13 protein-coding genes are annotated in these 17,881 nt (G+C 63.1%); 10 read left to right on the plus strand and 3 right to left on the minus strand.

Annotated features, from left to right (window positions below):
• Positions 1 to 202: 202 nt before the first annotated feature.
• Genes lpdA through aceE form a run of 3 tightly spaced genes read right to left on the minus strand, consistent with a single transcriptional unit; the run spans position 203 to position 6,100 of the window.
• Positions 203 to 2,032, minus strand: a complete 1,830-nt coding sequence (gene lpdA / locus VEIS_RS09370) for a dihydrolipoyl dehydrogenase (RefSeq protein WP_011809676.1) — start codon at positions 2,030 to 2,032, stop codon at positions 203 to 205.
• Between the two features lie 15 nt (positions 2,033 to 2,047).
• Entirely contained in the window at positions 2,048 to 3,379 is a 1,332-nt protein-coding gene (gene aceF / locus VEIS_RS09375; protein WP_011809677.1) for a dihydrolipoyllysine-residue acetyltransferase, read from the minus strand.
• Between the two features lie 12 nt (positions 3,380 to 3,391).
• Positions 3,392 to 6,100 (minus strand): pyruvate dehydrogenase (acetyl-transferring), homodimeric type, encoded by a 2,709-nt coding sequence (aceE, locus tag VEIS_RS09380; RefSeq protein ID WP_011809678.1) that lies wholly within the window; start codon positions 6,098 to 6,100, stop codon positions 3,392 to 3,394.
• A 162-nt stretch (positions 6,101 to 6,262) separates the two neighbouring features.
• On the opposite strand from aceE, the gene VEIS_RS09385 reads away from it, so the two are divergent.
• From VEIS_RS09385 to VEIS_RS09430, 10 genes are all read left to right on the plus strand, one after another.
• Positions 6,263 to 8,818, plus strand: coding sequence for a PAS domain S-box protein (locus VEIS_RS09385; protein ID WP_041949922.1), 2,556 nt, complete (start codon positions 6,263 to 6,265; stop codon positions 8,816 to 8,818).
• A complete protein-coding gene (locus VEIS_RS09390; protein WP_011809680.1) occupies positions 8,815 to 9,441 on the plus strand; it encodes a response regulator transcription factor in 627 nt (208 codons plus the stop codon). The genes VEIS_RS09385 and VEIS_RS09390 overlap by 4 nt, the downstream gene beginning before the upstream one ends.
• 78 nt (positions 9,442 to 9,519) lie before the next feature.
• Positions 9,520 to 10,377 carry a bifunctional methylenetetrahydrofolate dehydrogenase/methenyltetrahydrofolate cyclohydrolase FolD gene (folD, locus tag VEIS_RS09395; protein WP_041950702.1) on the plus strand — a complete coding sequence of 286 codons (858 nt, stop codon included), beginning with the start codon at positions 9,520 to 9,522 and terminating at the stop codon, positions 10,375 to 10,377.
• 9 nt (positions 10,378 to 10,386) lie between these two features.
• Positions 10,387 to 12,426 carry a M3 family metallopeptidase gene (locus VEIS_RS09400; RefSeq protein ID WP_011809682.1) on the plus strand — a complete coding sequence of 680 codons (2,040 nt, stop codon included), beginning with the start codon at positions 10,387 to 10,389 and terminating at the stop codon, positions 12,424 to 12,426.
• Positions 12,427 to 12,493: 67 nt separating this feature from the next.
• On the plus strand, positions 12,494 to 13,129 hold the full coding sequence (locus VEIS_RS09405; RefSeq protein WP_011809683.1) for a DUF4124 domain-containing protein: 636 nt from the start codon (positions 12,494 to 12,496) through the stop codon (positions 13,127 to 13,129).
• Positions 13,130 to 13,231: 102 nt separating this feature from the next.
• A complete protein-coding gene (locus VEIS_RS09410) occupies positions 13,232 to 13,825 on the plus strand; it encodes a GNAT family N-acetyltransferase (protein ID WP_232287886.1) in 594 nt (197 codons plus the stop codon).
• Positions 13,815 to 14,501 carry an ABC transporter permease gene (locus tag VEIS_RS09415; RefSeq protein WP_011809685.1) on the plus strand — a complete coding sequence of 229 codons (687 nt, stop codon included), beginning with the start codon at positions 13,815 to 13,817 and terminating at the stop codon, positions 14,499 to 14,501. The genes VEIS_RS09410 and VEIS_RS09415 overlap by 11 nt, the downstream gene beginning before the upstream one ends.
• A gap of 32 nt (positions 14,502 to 14,533) precedes the next feature.
• On the plus strand, positions 14,534 to 15,232 hold the full coding sequence (locus VEIS_RS09420; RefSeq protein ID WP_049774054.1) for an ABC transporter permease: 699 nt from the start codon (positions 14,534 to 14,536) through the stop codon (positions 15,230 to 15,232).
• A 100-nt stretch (positions 15,233 to 15,332) separates the two neighbouring features.
• Positions 15,333 to 16,130: an ABC transporter substrate-binding protein gene (locus VEIS_RS09425; RefSeq protein ID WP_011809687.1), complete on the plus strand. Its 798-nt coding sequence runs from the start codon at positions 15,333 to 15,335 to the stop codon at positions 16,128 to 16,130.
• Between the two features lie 225 nt (positions 16,131 to 16,355).
• Complete coding sequence (locus VEIS_RS09430; protein ID WP_011809688.1) at positions 16,356 to 17,879, plus strand: M81 family metallopeptidase; 1,524 nt, start codon at positions 16,356 to 16,358, stop codon at positions 17,877 to 17,879.
• Positions 17,880 to 17,881 lie beyond the last annotated feature (2 nt).

Consider the following 17,881-nt stretch of genomic DNA (forward strand, 5'->3'; position numbering starts at 1 on the left):
GCTTCGAGCACCGGCGCCAGCCAGCGTGCTCGTGCTATCGGCCATCAGCCATCGGCGTAGCGAAGCCCGTCCCTGCAAGCACGGCGGCGCACCCGGCATGGAAGTCGCTGGTGACACAGACCGGTGACAAAGGCCGGCGATGCCAGCGCCAGCGGCCGGCCCTTGCCGAAGATCAACGACCAGGGGCGGCCCGCCAACGGAATTACTTTTTCACCGGCGGCACATCCGTGCAACTGCCATGCGCAATCTCCGCCGCCATGCCTATGCTTTCGCCCAGCGTGGGGTGGGGGTGGATGGTTTTGGCGATGTCCACTGCGTCGGCGCCCATTTCGATGGCCAGGGCGATTTCGCCGATCATGTCGCCGGCGTGGCTGCCGACCATGCCGCCGCCCAGGATTTTGCCGTGGCCACGGGCTTCGGGGGCGTCGTCGAACAGCAGCTTGGTGTAGCCCTCGTCGCGGCCGTTGGCAATGGCGCGGCCCGAGGCGGTCCAGGGGAACAGGCCCTTTTTGACCCGGATGCCCTGGGCCTTGGCCTGGTCTTCGGTCAGGCCCACCCAGGCCACTTCGGGGTCGGTGTAGGCCACGCTCGGGATCACGCGGGCGTCGAATGCGGCGCCGGCCAATGCCTTGTCGCCCTGCAGTTCACCGGCGATGACTTCGGCCGCCACATGCGCCTCGTGCACGGCCTTGTGCGCCAGCATCGGCTGGCCCACGATGTCGCCGATGGCGAAGATATGCGGCACATTGGTGCGCATTTGTCTGTCGACATCGATGAAGCCCCGGTCGGTGACGGTCACCCCGGCTTTTTCGGCTCCGATCTGCTTGCCATTGGGTCTGCGGCCGACGGCCTGCAGCACCAGGTCGTAGGTCTGCAGGTCGGTCTGCGGGGCGGACGGGTGCTCTTTTGCGACGCGGGCAAAGCTGACTTCGATGCCTTCGGGCCTGGCCTGGGCGCCTATGGTTTGGGTGCCGAGCATGATGCGGTCGAAGCGGTGGGCGTTCATTTTTTGCCAGACTTTGACCAGATCGCGATCGGCGCCCTGCATCAGGCCGTCCAGCATTTCCACCACATCCAGGCGCGCGCCCAGGGTGCTGTACACCGTGCCCATTTCCAGGCCGATGATGCCGCCGCCCAGGATCAGCATGCGTTTGGGGATTTCCTTGAGCGCCAGCGCGCCGGTGGCGTCGATCACGCGCGGGTCTTCGGGCATGAATGGCAGGCGCAGGGCCTGGCTGCCGGCGGCGATGATGGCTTTTTTGAAGGCGATGATTTTCTTGCTGCCGGTCTGCTCCTGGCCGGCGCCGGTGGTCTCTTGCACTTGAAGATGGTGGGCGCCGACAAAGGCGCCGTAGCCGCGCACGGTGGTTACTTTGCGCATTCTGGCCATCGCGGCCAGGCCGCCGGTGAGCTTGCCGATGACTTTTTCCTTGTGGCCGCGCAAGCGCTCGAGGTTGACCTCTGGCGCGCCAAAGTCGATGCCTGCCGTCGACAGGTGGCGCACTTCGTCGATCACGGCCGCCACATGCAGCAGCGCCTTGGAGGGGATGCAGCCCACGTTCAGGCATACGCCGCCCAGTGTCGCGTAGCGCTCGACGATGACTGCTTTCAGGCCCAGGTCGGCGGCGCGAAAGGCCGCCGAGTAGCCGCCGGGGCCGCCGCCGAGCACCAGCAGGTCGCATTCCAGATCGGCCGTTCCCGCCCAGTTCGATGCTTGCACATCGATGGCAGATGGCGTTTGTCGATCATGCGCTGCCACCGGCTGGCGTTCAGATGCCGCGCTGCGGGCGTGCTGCGGCTCTTGCAGTGTCAGCAGCACCGAGCCTTCGGCCACCTTGTCGCCCAATTGCACGCGCAGTTCCTGGACCACGCCGGCGTGGCTGCTGGGGATTTCCATCGAAGCCTTGTCGGACTCGACGGTGACCAGGCTTTGCTCGGCCCGGATGGTGTCGCCGGGTTTGACCAGCACTTCGATGATGGCCACTTCGCTGAAGTCGCCGATGTCGGGCACCTTGATGTCGATGATTGCCATGGCGTTGCCCTTTCGTTACATCATGATGCGGCGCATGTCCGCCAGCAGCGAGGCGAAGTACAGGTTGAAGCGCGCGGCGGCTGCGCCGTCGATCACGCGGTGGTCCCAGCTCAGGCTCAGCGGCAGCATCAGGCGCGGGACGAACTGCTTGCCGTCCCACTGGGGCTCCAGACGGCTTTTGCACACGCCCATGATGGCGACCTCGGGGGCGTTGATGATGGGCGTGAAGTAGCGCCCGCCAATGCCGCCGAGTGAGGAGATGCTAAAGCCCGCGCCGCTCATCTCGGCCGGGGCCAGCTTGCCGTCGCGGGCCTTTTTGGCCAGTTCGGCCATCTCTTGCGAGATTTGCACGATGCCCTTTTGGTCGGCGTCGCGGATCACCGGCACCATCAGGCCGTTGGGCGTGTCGGCCGCAAAACCGATGTGGAAGTAGTTTTTCAGCACCAGTTGTTCGCCGTCGATCGAGGCGTTGAATTCCGGGAATTTTCTGAGCGCGGCCACGGCGGCCCGGATCATGAAGGCCAGCATCGTGACCTTGATGCCGCTCTTGTCGTTTTCCTTGTTGAACTGCACGCGGAAGGCTTCCAACTCGGTGATGTCCGCGTCGTCATGGTTGGTGACATGCGGGATCAGCACCCAGTTGCGGTGCAGGTTGGCGCCGCTGATTTTCTTGATGCGGCCTAGTTCCTTGCGCTCGACGGGGCCGAACTTGGCAAAGTCGATCTTCGGCCAGGGCAACAGGTCCAAGCCCACAGCGGAGCCGGCGGCGGGCGCCCGGGCCGCCTGTGCCTGGGTCTGCATGGCGCCGCTCATCACCTGCCGGGTGAAGGCTTGCACGTCGTCCAGCGTGATGCGACCCTTGGGGCCCGTGCCCTTGACTTGCGCGATGGGCACGCCCAGTTCGCGGGCGAACTTGCGCACCGACGGCGAGGCATGCGGCAGGCTGGCCATGGCCGGGCTTGGCTGCTGGGCGGGAATGGCTGGTGGCGTTGCGCCGGCCGGTGCCGCAGCCGTGGACGGCGATGCCGGTGCCGCAACGGGTGCAGCCGCGGCAGCGGTCGGGGTGGCCGGCTCAGTCGCACCTGCTGCATTTGCTGCACCTGCTGCACCTGCCACTTCGAGCGTCAGCAGCACCGAGCCTTCCTTGACTTTGTCGCCGACCTGCACGCGCAGTTCCTTGACCTGGCCTGCGTGGCTGGATGGAATCTCCATCGATGCCTTGTCGGACTCGACGGTGATCAGCGATTGCTCGACTTTGATGGTGTCGCCCGGCTTGACCAGCAATTCGATCACGCCGACCTCGTCGAAATCCCCGATGTCCGGGACCTGGATGTCTACCAATGCCATGCTTGTCTCCGGTTATGCGTACAGCGGGTTGGTCTTGTCGGCCTGTATGCCGTATTTGGCCAGCGCCTGTGCCACTTTGTCGGCGGGCAGCAGGCCGTCTTCGCTCAGCGCCTTGAGCGCGGCCAGGACGATGTAGTGGCGATCGATCTCGAAATGCTCGCGCAGCTTGCTGCGAAAGTCGCTGCGGCCAAAGCCGTCGGTTCCCAGCACTTTGTAGTTGCGGCCCTTGGGTATGAACGGGCGGATCTGCTCGGCATAGGCTTTCATGTAGTCGGTGGACGCGACCACCGGGCCGGTGCTGCGGCCCAGTTGCCGGGCCACGAACGGCTGGCGCGGCGCCGCCAACGGGTGCAGCAGGTTCCAGCGCTCGGCGTCCTGGCCTTCGCGGGTGAGTTCGTTGAAACTGGGGCAGCTCCACACATCGGCCTGCACCCCCCAGTCGGCGGCCAGCAGGGTTTGCGCGGCCAGCGCTTCGCGCAAGATGCTGCCCGAGCCCAGCAGTTGCACGCGCTGCTCGCCTGCGGCGCCGGGCTGGCACAGGTACATGCCCTGGATGATTTGCTCTTGCGTGCCATCCGTCAGGCCCGGCATCGCGTAGTTCTCATTGAGCAGCGTGATGTAGTAAAAGACATTCTCCTGCTGCTCGACCATGCGCTGCAGGCCGCGGTGCATGATCACGGCCACTTCGTGCGCGAAGCTGGGGTCGTAGCTCACGCAGTTGGGAATGGTGTTGGCCAGGATATGGCTGTGGCCGTCTTCGTGCTGCAAGCCTTCGCCATTGAGCGTGGTGCGGCCCGAGGTGCCGCCCAGCAGGAAGCCGCGCGCCTGCATGTCGCCGGCGGCCCAGGCCAGGTCGCCGATGCGCTGGAAACCGAACATCGAGTAGTACACGTAGAACGGCACCATGATGCGGTTGTTCGTGCTGTAGCTGGTGGCCGCAGCGATCCAACTGGCCATGCCGCCGGCTTCGTTGATGCCCTCTTGCAGGATCTGGCCGGCCTTGTCTTCCCTGTAGTACATGACCTGATCGCGATCGACCGGGGTATACAACTGGCCCTTGGGGTTGTAGATGCCGATCTGGCGAAACAGCCCTTCCATGCCGAAGGTGCGGGCCTCGTCGACCAGGATGGGCACCACGCGCGGGCCCAGGGCCGGGTCGCGCAGCAACTGTGTGATGACGCGCACATAGGCCTGGGTGGTGGAGATTTCGCGGCCTGCGGTTGTCGGGTCGAGCACGGCCTTGAAGGTCTCCAGTGCCGGCACGGTGAAGTGCTCGTCGGCCTTGGGCCGGCGCTTGGGCAGGTAGCCGCCCAGCGCCTGGCGGCGCTCGTGCAGGTACTTGATTTCGGGCGTGTCGTCGGCGGGCTTGTAGTACGGGATCTTGTGCAGTTCGCTGTCCGGGATCGGGATGTTGAACCGGTCGCGGATGTAGCGTATGTCTTCGTCGCTGAGCTTTTTCGTCTGGTGCACGGTGTTCTTGCCCTCGCCGGCCTTGCCCATGCCGTAGCCCTTGATGGTCTTGACCAGCAGCACCGTGGGCTGGCCCTGGTGCGCGTTGGCGGCGTGAAAAGCGGCGTACACCTTGGTCGGCTCGTGGCCGCCACGGCGCAACTCGAACACCTCCTCGTCGCTCATGTGCTCGACCAGTTTGAGCGTTTCGGGATACCGGCCGAAGAAGTTCTTGCGCACGAACGCGCCGTCGTTGGCCTTCATCGCCTGGTAGTCGCCGTCCAGGGTTTCCATCATCAACTGGCGCAGCCTGCCGCTCCTGTCGCGGGCCAGCAGCGCGTCCCAGCCCGCGCCCCACAGCAGTTTGATCACGTTCCAGCCGCTGCCGCGAAATTCGCTCTCCAACTCCTGCACGATCTTGCCGTTGCCGCGCACCGGACCGTCGAGCCGCTGCAAGTTGCAGTTGACCACGAAGACCAGGTTGTCGAGGTTCTCGCGCGCCGCCAGGCCGATGGCGCCCAGCGATTCGGGCTCGTCCATCTCGCCGTCGCCGCAGAACACCCAGACCTTGCGCTTGTCGGTGTCGGCAATGCCGCGCGCGTGCAGGTACTTCAGGAACCGCGCCTGGTAGATGGCCATCAGCGGGCCCAGCCCCATCGACACCGTGGGGAACTGCCAGAACTCGGGCATCAGCTTCGGGTGCGGGTAGCTCGACAGGCCCTTGCCATCGACTTCCTGGCGGAAACTGTCGAGCTGCGCTTCATCGAGCCGCCCTTCGAGGTAGGCGCGGGCATAGATGCCGGGCGCGCTATGGCCCTGGATATAGAGCAGATCCCCGCCGTGGTGCTCGCTCTCGGCATGCCAGAAATGATTGAAACCGGCGCCAAACATGCTGGCCACCGAGGCGAACGAGCCGATGTGGCCGCCCAGGTCGCCGCCATCGGCCGGGTCCAGGCGGTTGGCGCGCACCACCATGGCCATCGCGTTCCAGCGCATGTAGGCGCGCAGGCGCTTTTCGATCTGTATGTTGCCGGGGCAATGCGCTTCCTTGTTCGGCTCGATGGTGTTCACGTAGCCGGTGTTGGCTGAAAACGGCATGTCGATGCTGCTTTGGCGCGCCTGCTCGATGAGTTGCTCGAGCAGGAAATGGGCGCGCTCGGCACCCGCTTGGTCGATGACGGCGGACAGCGCATCCACCCACTCGCGGGTTTCTTGCGGATCGGTGTCGGATGCGGCGCCGTTTCCGGCCGGGGGGACGGGCTGAGCTGACATGCTTTGTCTCCTTGAATGTGGCAGCCATTATCAGGCGGCAAGTTTCGCATATCTTTTCCTGATTTCAAATAGTGCTTGATAATTTCATATTGCAACAATATATGAACGGCCTGCATCGGCGGCTGCGGCAAAGCAGCGCGCTGCGCACCCTACACTTGCGGGATGGACACCATGCCCCCTTCCCCCACGGCGCCGTCCGTGGCTGCGCCGATACGCTGGTGGCGCAACTGGTGGCGCGGACTGTCGCCCACCCGGCAAGACCGGTTCGCCGCCCTCGCCCCGCTGGCCGCAGTGCTGATGTTTCTGGCCGCCATCGTTGCAGCGTTCTGGTATCTGCGCGCCGAAGAGGTCGAGCGCGAACAGGAAGCCCTGCGGCGCGACGTGGAATATGCGCACCAGCGTGTGCGCTTGCGCTTGCTCGAGCGCCAGGAGCAAATCATGCGCATTGCCCGCGACCTGTCCAACCAAGACTTGGCGCGCGTGGACTTCGTCAGCCGCGCCGAGATCCTGATCAGCCAATACCCCGAACTGCAAGCCATCACCTGGATCGACGAGCGCCGGCGCATCCGCGCCAGCCAGGCCGCCCCCACGCTGGGCAGCGGGCAACTGCGCATGGCCGGCGAGGTGCTCAAGCCCGGCGATACCGCCGACGCCTTTGGTCTGGCGCGCGACCTGCAACAGCCGGTGTACGTGCAGCCGAGCGTCATTGCGGGCGACGCCGCGCCGCTGCTGCAACTGCAAGTGCCGCTGAACAACCAGGGCCGGTTCGGCGGCGTGGTGCTGAGCGAGTACTCCATCGACAGCCTGCTGCGCTATGGCACGCCCACCGAAGTGCTGGCGCGCTATGCCGTGACGCTGCTCGACGACAAGGGCCATTTGCTGGCCGGCACGCCGCTGGGCCCGCGCAACAAGGCCAGCCAGTTGCTGCCCTGGAAGCCGCGCGCCAATGAATACGAAGTGCCCGTCTCCCCGGTGGGCAACGGCCTGACGCTGCGTGCCCAGGCCTACCGCACCTCCTTGGGCATGGTCGGCAGCGGCCTGTTCTGGCTGGTGGGAACCCTGAGCGGGATGACCGCCTGGATGCTGATCGCCACCTGGCGCCACACCCGCCGCCGCATGCGCACGCAAGAAGCGCTGGTGGCCGAAACCAACTTCCGCCGGGCGATGGAGAACTCCATCCTCACCGGCATGCGCGCGCTGGATCTGGAAGGCCGCATCAGCTATGTGAACGCCGCCTTTTGCCAGATGACGGGCTGGAGCGCGCAGGAACTGGTGGGCCTGAAAGCGCCATTCCCCTACTGGCCGGAATCCGACCTGGAGACCTTGCAGGCCAAACTGCGCGACGAGCTCAGCGGCAACACCACCGCCGGCGGCTTTCAGGTGCGCGTCAAACGCAAGAGCGGCACGCTGTTCGATGCGCGGCTGTATGTGTCGCCGCTGATCGATGCCCATGGCCAGCAGACCGGCTGGATGACATCAATGACCGACATCACCGAGCCCAACCGGATCCGGGCGCAGTTGTCGGCCTCGCACGAGCGCTTCACCATCGTGCTGGAGTCGTTGGACGCATCGGTGTCGGTGGCCCCGCTGGGCAGCGAAGAACTGCTGTTTGCCAACAAGCTGTACCGCCAATGGTTTGGCTCGCACACCGGCGGGCATCTGCAATTGGTGGCACAGGCTGGCATGGTGCCCATCTCGGGCAAAGAGCACAGCGGCATGGACGACGAGGATGGCCTGATGGGCTTGCCGACCGACCCGCTGACCAGCGCGCGCAGCGAAAACACCGAAATCTACCTGACCGAACTGGGCAAATGGCTGGAAGTGCGCTCGCGCTACCTGAACTGGGTCGACGGGCGCCTGGCCCAGATGGTGATTGCCACCGACATCACCCCCCGGCGCCTGGCCGAAGAACAGGCCGGACGACAGGCCGAGCGCGCCCAATCGGTCAGCCGCCTGATCACGATGGGCGAGATGGCATCGAGCCTGGCGCATGAACTGAACCAGCCCCTGACGGCGATCAACAACTACTGCAGCGGGCTGCTGCTTCGCATCCAGAACGGGCAACTCGGCGAAGAAGCCCTGCTGGAGACCCTGCAAAAAACCGCCCACCAGGCCCAGCGCGCCGGCCAAATCATCCAGCACATCCGCTCCTTCGTGCAAAAAAGCGAGCCCAACCGCACACTGGCCGATGTGCACTCGATGGTCACCGAGGCCGTGGAACTGGCCGACATCGAACTGCGCCGGCGCAACGTGCGCCTGACACACCACGTTGCGGCCCGCCTGCCGCCGGTGATGGCCGACACCATCCTGATCGAACAGGTGCTGGTGAACCTGATGAAGAACGGGGCCGAAGCCATCGAGCATGCCAAGCGCCCGCCGCCCAACCGCAGCGTGGAACTGCGCGTAGTCCCCCGGCAGGTCGACGAGCACGATGGGGTGGAGTTTTCGGTGTGCGACACCGGCCGGGGCCTGGCACCCGAAGTACGCAAACGCCTGTTCGAGGCGTTCTTCTCCACCAAGGAAGAAGGCATGGGCATGGGCCTGAACTTATGCCGCAGCATCGTCGAATCGCACCAGGGAAGAATGGATGTGGAGAACCTCTACAATGGCCTGGAGCTTGCCGGTTGCAGATTCACCTTCTGGCTGCCGCTTGCCAAGCCAGCTGATGCCGCTGCAACTACGGTAGCAAACGAACAGACCCCAAGGATGGTTGCATGAGCTTGATTCCGAAAAAAGGCACGGTTTACGTGGTTGACGACGACGAAGCCGTGCGCGACTCGCTGCAATGGCTGCTCGAAGGCAAGGACTACCGGGTGCGTTGTTTCGATTCGGCCGAAACCTTTCTGTCACGCTACGACCCGCGCGAAGTGGCCTGCCTGATCGTGGACATCCGCATGGGCGGCATGACCGGGCTGGAACTGCAAGACCGCCTGGTCGAGCGCAAATCGCCGCTGCCCATCGTCTTCATCACCGGCCATGGCGACGTGCCCATGGCCGTGAACACGATGAAGAAAGGCGCGCTGGACTTCATCCAGAAACCCTTTGACGAGCCCGAACTGGTAGGGCTGGTCGAACGCATGCTCGACCATGCGCGCGAAGCCTTCGCCGACTACCAGCAGGCCGTCTGCCGCGAAGCGCTGCTGTCCAAGCTCACCAGCCGCGAAGCGCAGGTGCTCGAACGCATCGTCGCCGGCCGTCTGAACAAGCAAATCGCCGACGACCTGGGCATCAGCATCAAAACGGTGGAAGCGCACCGCGCCAACATCATGGAAAAACTCAACGCCAACACCGTGGCCGACCTGCTCAAGATCGCCCTGGGACAGAACGCCCCCAAGGGTTGATCGACTCCGCTACATTTTCAATAGCCAACGGTACGGATGAATCAAGCACCCAAAGCAGACTCCATCGATATTTGCGCCATGACAGCCCACACCATCGACGGCCTGGCCCTGTCGCGCCAGTTGCGCAGCGCGCTGGCGCAGCGCGCTGCGGCCCTGACGGCCCGTGGCCACCAGCCTGGTCTGGCCGTGATCCTGGTCGGCGAAGACCCGGCCTCCGCCATCTACGTGCGCAACAAAATCCGCGCCTGCCAAGACAACGGCCTGCGCTCCGTCCTGGAAAAATACACCGCCAACCTGAGCCAGGCCGCGCTGCTCGAACGCATCGCCGCCTTGAATGCCGACCCCGGCGTGCATGGCATCCTGGTGCAAATGCCGCTGCCCAAACACATCGACCCGCACCGGGTCACCGAGGCGATTGCCAGCACCAAGGATGTGGACGGCTACTCGGTGCTGTCTGCCGGGGCGCTGCTGGCCGGCCTGGACGGCTTTCGCCCCTGCACGCCATACGGCTGCATGAAACTGATCGAATCCACCGGCCAGGCCATCGCAGGCCGGCACGCAGTGATCGTGGGGCGCAGCCAGACCGTCGGCAAACCCATGGCCCTGCTGCTGCTGCAAGCCAATGCCACGGTGACGCTGTGCCACAGCGCCACCCCCGACCTGGGCTACCACACCCGCCAGGCCGACATCGTGGTCGCCGCCGTCGGCCGGGCCCGGATGCTGACCGCCGAGATGGTCAAACCGGGCGCCATCGTCATCGATGTGGGCATCAACCGCCAAGCCGACGGCAAGCTCTGCGGCGACGTGGACTTCGACCGCGTCAAACAGGTGGCAGGCTGGATCACCCCGGTGCCTGGCGGAGTGGGCCCGATGACCATTACCATGCTACTGGTCAACACCATGCAAGCGACCGAGCGCAGCGCCGCAAACCCCTGACACCCGGACATGGACAACCCCCTTCTGACCCCCTCGGACCTGCCCCCCTTCGACCGCATCGGCGCGCAGGATGTCGCGCCCGCCATCGATGTGCTGCTGGAGCGCGCCAGCCAGGCACTGGAGACCGTCACCGCCCCCGGCTTCCCGGCCCGCTGGCAAGCCATCATGGAGCAGTTGGAAGTGCCCAACGAGCAACTGCTCCGGGCCTGGGGCGCCATCAGCCATTTGAACAGCGTGGCCGACACCCCGCCACTGCGGGCCGCCTACAACGCCGCCCTGCCGCGCATCACCGAATTCTGGACCCGCCTGGGCACCAACGAGCGGCTGTACGCCAAGTACAAGGCCATCGACCCCGCGTCACTGACGCCCGTGCAAAGCCAGGCCCACCGCAACGCCATGCGCAACTTCGTGCTCGCCGGCGCAGAACTGACCGGGGCCGCCAAAGAACGCTTCGCCTGCATCCAGCAGCGCCAGGCCGAACTGGACCAGAAATTCAGCGAAAACGTCCTCGACGCCACCGAAGCCTTTGCCTATTACGCCAGCGCCGAAGAACTCGACGGCCTGCCGGCCGACATACGGCAAGCAGCCCTGTCCGCCGCGCAGGCCGAGGGGCGGGCGGGCTACAAACTGACACTCAAATGGCCCTGCTACCTGCCGGTAATGCAATTTGCCAGCCGCAGCGAACTGCGCGAAAAACTCTACCGCGCCTATGTCACCCGCGCCTCCGACCAGGCCGAGAACCGACAGTTCGACAACAGCGCATCGATCGCCGAGATTCTCGCGCTGCGCCGCGAAGAAGCCCGACTGCTTGGCTACCCCCATTTCGGCGCGCTGTCGATCGCGCCCAAAATGGCGCAGTCGCCCGCCGAAGTGATCGGCTTTTTGCGCGACCTGGCGCGCCGGGCGCGCCCCCATGCAGAAAAAGACCTGGCCGACCTGCGCGCCTTTGCGGCCAGGCACAAGGGCCTGGACGACCCCCAGGCCTGGGACTGGTACTACCTGTCCGAGCAGCTCAAACAGGCCCGCTACGCCTTCAGCGAGCAAGAGGTCAAGCAATACTTCACCGCCCCCAAGGTGCTGGCCGGACTGTTCAAAATCGTCGAGACATTGTTTGAAGTCTCGATTCGCCCGGACTCGGCCGCCGTATGGGATGCCGCAGTCGAGTTTTACCGCATCGAACGCGGCGGCCGACTGATCGGCCAGTTCTACCTCGACCAACCCGCCCGCACCGGCAAACGGGGCGGCGCCTGGATGGACAATGTGCGCAACCGCTGGCTACGCCCCGACACCGGCGCGCTGCAAACGCCGGTGGCGCACCTGGTCTGCAACTTCGCGCCCGGCGTGGATGGCCGGCCGCCACTGCTGACCCACTACGATGTCATCACCCTGTTCCACGAATTTGGCCATGGGCTGCAGCACCTGCTGACCCAGGTCGATGAATTCTATGTCTCGGGCATCAGCGGCGTGGAATGGGACGCCGTGGAACTACCCAGCCAGTTCATGGAAAACTTCTGCTGGGAATGGGATGTGCTCGGGCACATGACAGCCCATGTGGACACAGGCGCGCCGCTGCCCCGGGAGCTGTTCGACAAAATGCTCGCGGCGCGCAACTTCCAAAGCGGCATGCAGACCCTGCGCCAAATCGAATTCGCGTTGTTCGACATGCTGCTGCACACCGAGCATGACCCGGCCGAGGACTTCATGCCGCTGCTGGAGCGGGTGCGCAACGAAGTGTCGGTGCTGGCCTCGCCCCCATTCAACCGCCCCGCGCACAGCTTTAGCCACATCTTTGCCGGCGGCTATGCGGCGGGCTACTACAGCTACCACTGGGCCGAAGTGCTCAGCGCCGATGCCTATGCCGCCTTTGAAGAAACCGCAGGCCAAAATGGCCAGCCCAGCATCGAAACCGGCCGACGCTATCGCCAAACCATTCTGGAAACGGGCGGCAGCCGCCCGGCAATGGAATCGTTCAAAGCCTTCCGCGGCCGTGCGCCCAGCCTGGATGCCCTGCTGCGCCACCGCGGCATGATCGAAGAATCGACCGCCTGAGCCTGCTGCTGCAACATGGGCCCGCTGCAACCGATCACGACCGATCGAAACCCAAGGAGCAACGATCATGCACCAACCCCTGTTTGCCCCCCTGCTGGCATCCTTGCTGCTGACGCTGGCCTGCGCCAGTGCCCAAGCCCAAACGGTTTATCGCATCGTCGGCCCGGACGGCAAGGTCAGCTTCTCGGACCGCCCGCCGCCCGACGCCAAAGCCCAGCCGGTACGCGCTCCGGCGCCCGCCGCCGCCAACGGTGCTGCGCTGCCATACGATCTGCGCCAGATCGTCAACCGCTTTCCGGTCACGATCTACACCGGCGACGACTGCGCCCCCTGCGCCAGCGTGCGCATCATGCTGACGGCGCGGGGCGTGCCATTTACCGAGCGCACCGTATCGAGCAACGAGGACATCGCCGCGCTCCAGCGCCTGAGCGGCAGTTCCAGCCTGCCTTTTGGCACCATTGGCGGCCAGCAATTGACCGGCTACTCGGACACGGAATGGACACAGTACCTGGACGCAGCCGGCTACCCCAAGCAGTCCCAGCTCCCCGGCAACTATCGCCGGCCCGCCCCCAGCCCGCTGGTCGCCATCAAAGCCGTTGAGCCTGCCGCGCCCCAAAACCGCACCCCCGCGCCCGCAGAACGGGTAGCCGCCCCGGTCAACGACGGCCCCACGCCCAGCAATCCGGCCGGCATCCGGTTCTGACAAACCAGTTCTGATGAACAAGGCGGTGAAATTTCAGATCCGTTGGTGTCACCACTGAAAAAATGAGTGCTTGCCCAATCAGGCGAGAAAAGAGAGATTCTCTTGATCAAACTCAGACCAGCAACGCCAGCGGATGCGGCAGGTGTCGCCGCATTGCATGCCGAAAGCTGGCGTCAAACATATCGGGGCGTTCTCACGGATGAGTATCTGGACCAGAGGCTCGATGCCGATCGTTTGAACGACTGGCAACGGCGTTTGAATGAACCGCCCGCAGGTCAATACGTGGTGGTGCTGGAAACGGACGATGCCGGCCGCCCGGATGATCTGATGGGATTTGCCTGTGCCTATGGCGCTTACGACGTTCAGGCCGGCACTTTATTGGAAAACCTTCACACGCACCCGGAAAAAAAGCAAAGGGGAACCGGTCGCCTGCTGCTGGGGCAAATTGCGCGCTGGTCGCTGCAGCATTACCCGGACAATGCTTTGCACCTGTGGGTCGTGGCGCCCAACCAATCAGCCATCAGTTTCTATCGCCACATGCGCGCCGTCGAAGATGCCCAGGCTGTCTGGCATGCCCCGGATGGCTCCCGAATTCCTGAACTGCGCTATATATGGCGTGACCCGTCGCTACTTTTGACGGAACCACTTTCACGCTGTCGTTGCCCATGGCGCCAAGGCATGCACCATGCTGATTGAACATGTTCCCCATATTGCCGCAGGCGTTACGGTGACAATGACGGTGGCCCTGGGATCACTGGCGGTGGCAGTGGCTTTGGGCCTCGTGGGTGCAGCCTGCAAACTGTCAGGATCGCGGCTGCTGACCTTGCTGGCTGCCACCTATTCGACGCTGGTACGGGGTGTGCCGGAACTGGTGTGGCTGCTTTTCTTGTTCTACGGTGCCCAAATCCTGATTAACCAGACCAGCGCGACCATGGGCTGGCAAGCGGTGGAAATCGACCCCATGCTGGCCGGAATCACCACCATCGGCTTCATCTTCGGCGCGTACATGACGGAGACTTTTCGTGCTGCCATCATGGCAGTGCCAAGCGGCCAGGCCGAGGCGGGTCTCTCATTCGGAATGTCGCCGCTGCGTGTGTTCTGGCGCATCACGCTGCCGCAGATGGTTCGATTTGCACTGCCCAGTTTTTCCAACAACTGGATGGTGCTGATCAAAAGCACGGCGCTGGTCTCGGTGATTGGCCTGAACGATTTGATGCACCGGGCGGCGATGGCCAAATCCGCAACGCGCGACTCTTTCGGCGCATACCTGGTGGTCTGTGTCGTCTACCTGGCCATCACCGGTGTTTCCATTGGTGTATTCCGGCTGCTGGAGCTACGCTTTTCGCGTGGTGTGCGGGGGGCAGACCTGTGATGGAACTCAAGAATCTGGTGGAGCAATTTCCCATGTTTTTGGGCGGCAGCCCTGACGCTCCGGTATTCAGCACTGGTCAGGGACTGGTATTGACACTGGAACTTCTGAGCATCTCCTCGGCCATTGGTTTTGCACTGGCCGTGCCATTGGCGCTGGCACGCAATTCATCGAACTGGCTGTTGTCCCGCAGTGTCTGGTTGTACACCGGCCTGTTTCGTGGCACGCCATTGCTGGTCCAGTTGTTCATGCTGTACTACGGACTGGCGCAGTGGCCGTGGATTCGGGAGAGCTGGGCCTGGCCCTACCTGCGGGAGGCCTATGGCTGTGCCATTTTGGCGTTCACCCTCAACACCGCCGCTTATATTGCAGAAATTTTGGCCGGTCAAATTCGCAACACGCCCCATGGCGAGGTGGAAGCAGCGCGCAGCTTGGGCATGAACCACTGGTTGTTACTGCGCCGCATCGTGCTTCCATCCGCCCTGCGCCGCGCCCTGCCAGCCTACAGCAACGAAGTCATCATGCTGATGCATGCCACCTCGGTGGCCAGTCTGGTGACCTTGGCCGACCTGACCGGCATCGCACGACAGATATACGCCGAGACTTACAACCCCTTCGAGCCTTTTCTGATTGCCGGCATCTTCTATTTGGTGTTGACCAACGCATTGGCCTGGATTTTCCGCCGCATGGAAAAACACTGGCTCGCCTATTTGCGTCCGCGCGAGGCACATTGAATGGATACGCTGCCTTCACGGATTCCGGGCGGGAAAATCTGCGCGGCCATGCCTGCCCACCATCAAGCACAACGGACAACTGACAACGGATGAAACGACCATGAAAAAGCAAATGACAGCCCTCCTGGGCGCGTTGTTGGTACTGACCCTGGGTCTGGGCGCCAGCGCATCACACGCACAGCAGTCCATCCGGATTGGCGTGGAGGGTGAATACGCACCTTTCAACGAAGTCGACAAGGATGGCAAGGTCAAAGGCTTTGACGTAGATATTGCAAACGCATTGTGCGATGAAATGAGGGTCAAATGCAGCTTCGTCATTCAGACATGGGACGGCATCATTCCGGCACTGATATCCAGCAAGTACGACATGATCGTCTCCAGCGTGTTGATCACTGAAAAGCGCAAGAAGGCAGTCGCATTCAGCAAACCCTACTATACAGACCAGGCAGTGATCGTCGGCCCCAAAGGCAAGGCCATGACGATCCGTAGCGATGGATTCGAGGGCAAGACCATCGGTGTTCAAACAGCTTCCGTCTACGAAAAAATACTGAAAGAGAAATTCCCGACGGCGACAGCCAAGTCCTACGCCGCCGTGCCGGACCACAATCTGGACCTGGGTAATGGTCGTCTGGACGCCGTGTTGGCCGCACAGTTGCCCATGCTGGAATGGCTCAAGACCAACGAAGGCAAGAACTTCGAAGTCAAAGGCCAGCCCTTCATGGATGCCAAATTCATGGGTGCAGGTGCCGGCGTCGCGTTGCGCAAGGGCGACACCGGGTTGCTGAATAAAGTCAATGCCGCGCTCGACACCATCTTCAAAAATGGCAAATACGACGCCATCAACAAGAAGTATTTCCCCATCAGCATTCGTCCGCAAGCCAATGACATGCAACCATGAAGCCGGCGCTGGAAAACCAGGCGCTCATTGGCGACCGTTTATCGACGCCGCCAGAGGCCCCCGTTGCGACTGCATCAGCCCTGCGCGCACTGCCATGCCGTGCTGCTTTTTCGGCAAGCCCGTCCAGGACATGGATGAGGTCATCGTTTTGCCCAAGACCTGGCGACCGGAAATGCCGCGCATCTGCCGCAAGCACGACCTCCTGCCGGTGTTAGCCGAACGAATATGAACAAACGCCATATCGCGGTAGCGCGGCTCTGGTTTGAAGGCAACTCCTTTTGCCCACGCCGCACCACGCTGAAAGATTTCCAGACCCGCGAATGGCATGATGCGGCCAGCATGGTCGCCGGTTACGAAAATACCCGCACCGAAATGGGCGCGGTAGTGGACTGGATGCATGCGCATGCAGCCGATTACCAGACCCATGTGCTGCGTTGCGCTGCTGCGCCACCGGGTGGCCCGTTGGATACCGGGGTCTATGACACCATCGTCAATGACATCGTGCATGGATTGCAGCAATTGCAGGTGCGGCATCCGTTGGATGGTGTCTACCTGTCGCTGCATGGCGCAATGGTTGCGCAGGACCACGATAACGCCGATTACGCTCTGGTCAAAAGGATACGCGACTGCATTGGCTGGAAAACTCCACTGGCGCTGAGCTTCGATTTGCACGCCAACCATGACCCATACCTGAGCGATCTGGCCGACATCATGGTCGGCTACAAAACCTATCCGCATGTGGATATGTACGAGACCGCAGAGCGGGCGTTGGATCTGCTGCACCGCTCTTTGCTCGGAGAAATTCGCCCGCTCAGCCATGTGGCAATTACCGGGGTGGTTTTGCCCAGCCATGCAATGGCTACGACAGCAGTCCCGATGCACGCGCTCGAAACCATGGCCAACAGCATGGTGAAGCGACGGCAGGCATTGGATGTGACGCCTTTTGGCGGTTTTGGCTATGCCGATACCGCCCAGACATCCTCCAGCATGACCGTCTGTGTCGATGCACTGCAGCACCCCGGCTTCAACGCTGCCAGGCAATACGCCGCGATGCTGGCGCAGAAAATGGTGGATGCATTGCTCGCGCGACGAACTGATTTCATTCCGACATTGCCAAATTCATCAGAAGGATTGCGCCAGGCATACGATTACCTGGAGCGGCACCAAGGTTGCGTTGCCGTCGTCGATCCTGCTGATAATCCGCTGTCGGGAGGCACCGGTGATACCACCGGGTTGCTGGCCGCGTTGCTGGCGCAACCGATTCGACAAGACACTGTTTTCGCCTTTTTTCATGACCCGGCGCTGGTCGGGCAATGCCATGCTCTGGGTGTCGGCGCCCATTTGCAAGTCCAACTCGGGGGGCGTGTCGTGCCGGAGTACGGCGGCTCTATCGCCTTTGACGCTGTGGTGGAGCGTCTGACGAGCGGCGATTTCATTAACGACGGTCCTATGGAGCAGGGTTTGTCATGCCATATCGGACGCACTGTGGTGCTGCGGGGGGTGCAACTGCCGTTGCTGCGGGTCGTGGTGACAGAAACCTGCCAATCCCCCAACGACATGGCTTGGTGCCGCCTGCACGGTATTGACTTGCAGCAAGTTCGGCTGCTGTGCATCAAGGCGAAGAACCATTTCCGGGCCGCTTTTGCCAAGCATTTGGCCTGCATCATCGACGTTGACGCCCCAGGCCCGGCGATGCTGGACTTCAGCCGACTACCCTACCGGTTTCTTCCACGCAACCGGCTTTCCTGAAA

Source organism: Verminephrobacter eiseniae EF01-2 (assembly GCF_000015565.1).
Classification (GTDB): Bacteria; Pseudomonadota; Gammaproteobacteria; order Burkholderiales; family Burkholderiaceae_C; genus Acidovorax; species Acidovorax eiseniae.

Coding starts and splice junctions, on each gene's coding strand:
- VEIS_RS09390 (WP_011809680.1), top strand. CDS start 8,815: ATGAGCTTGATTCCGAAAAAAGGCACGGTTTACGTGGTTGACGACGAC.
- VEIS_RS09385 (WP_041949922.1), top strand. CDS start 6,263: ATGGACACCATGCCCCCTTCCCCCACGGCGCCGTCCGTGGCTGCGCCG.
- VEIS_RS09400 (WP_011809682.1), top strand. CDS start 10,387: ATGGACAACCCCCTTCTGACCCCCTCGGACCTGCCCCCCTTCGACCGC.
- aceF (WP_011809677.1), bottom strand. CDS start 3,379: ATGGCATTGGTAGACATCCAGGTCCCGGACATCGGGGATTTCGACGAG.
- lpdA (WP_011809676.1), bottom strand. CDS start 2,032: ATGGCAATCATCGACATCAAGGTGCCCGACATCGGCGACTTCAGCGAA.
- VEIS_RS09405 (WP_011809683.1), top strand. CDS start 12,494: ATGCACCAACCCCTGTTTGCCCCCCTGCTGGCATCCTTGCTGCTGACG.
- aceE (WP_011809678.1), bottom strand. CDS start 6,100: ATGTCAGCTCAGCCCGTCCCCCCGGCCGGAAACGGCGCCGCATCCGAC.
- VEIS_RS09430 (WP_011809688.1), top strand. CDS start 16,356: ATGAACAAACGCCATATCGCGGTAGCGCGGCTCTGGTTTGAAGGCAAC.
- folD (WP_041950702.1), top strand. CDS start 9,520: ATGACAGCCCACACCATCGACGGCCTGGCCCTGTCGCGCCAGTTGCGC.
- VEIS_RS09420 (WP_049774054.1), top strand. CDS start 14,534: ATGTTTTTGGGCGGCAGCCCTGACGCTCCGGTATTCAGCACTGGTCAG.
- VEIS_RS09425 (WP_011809687.1), top strand. CDS start 15,333: ATGAAAAAGCAAATGACAGCCCTCCTGGGCGCGTTGTTGGTACTGACC.
- VEIS_RS09415 (WP_011809685.1), top strand. CDS start 13,815: ATGCTGATTGAACATGTTCCCCATATTGCCGCAGGCGTTACGGTGACA.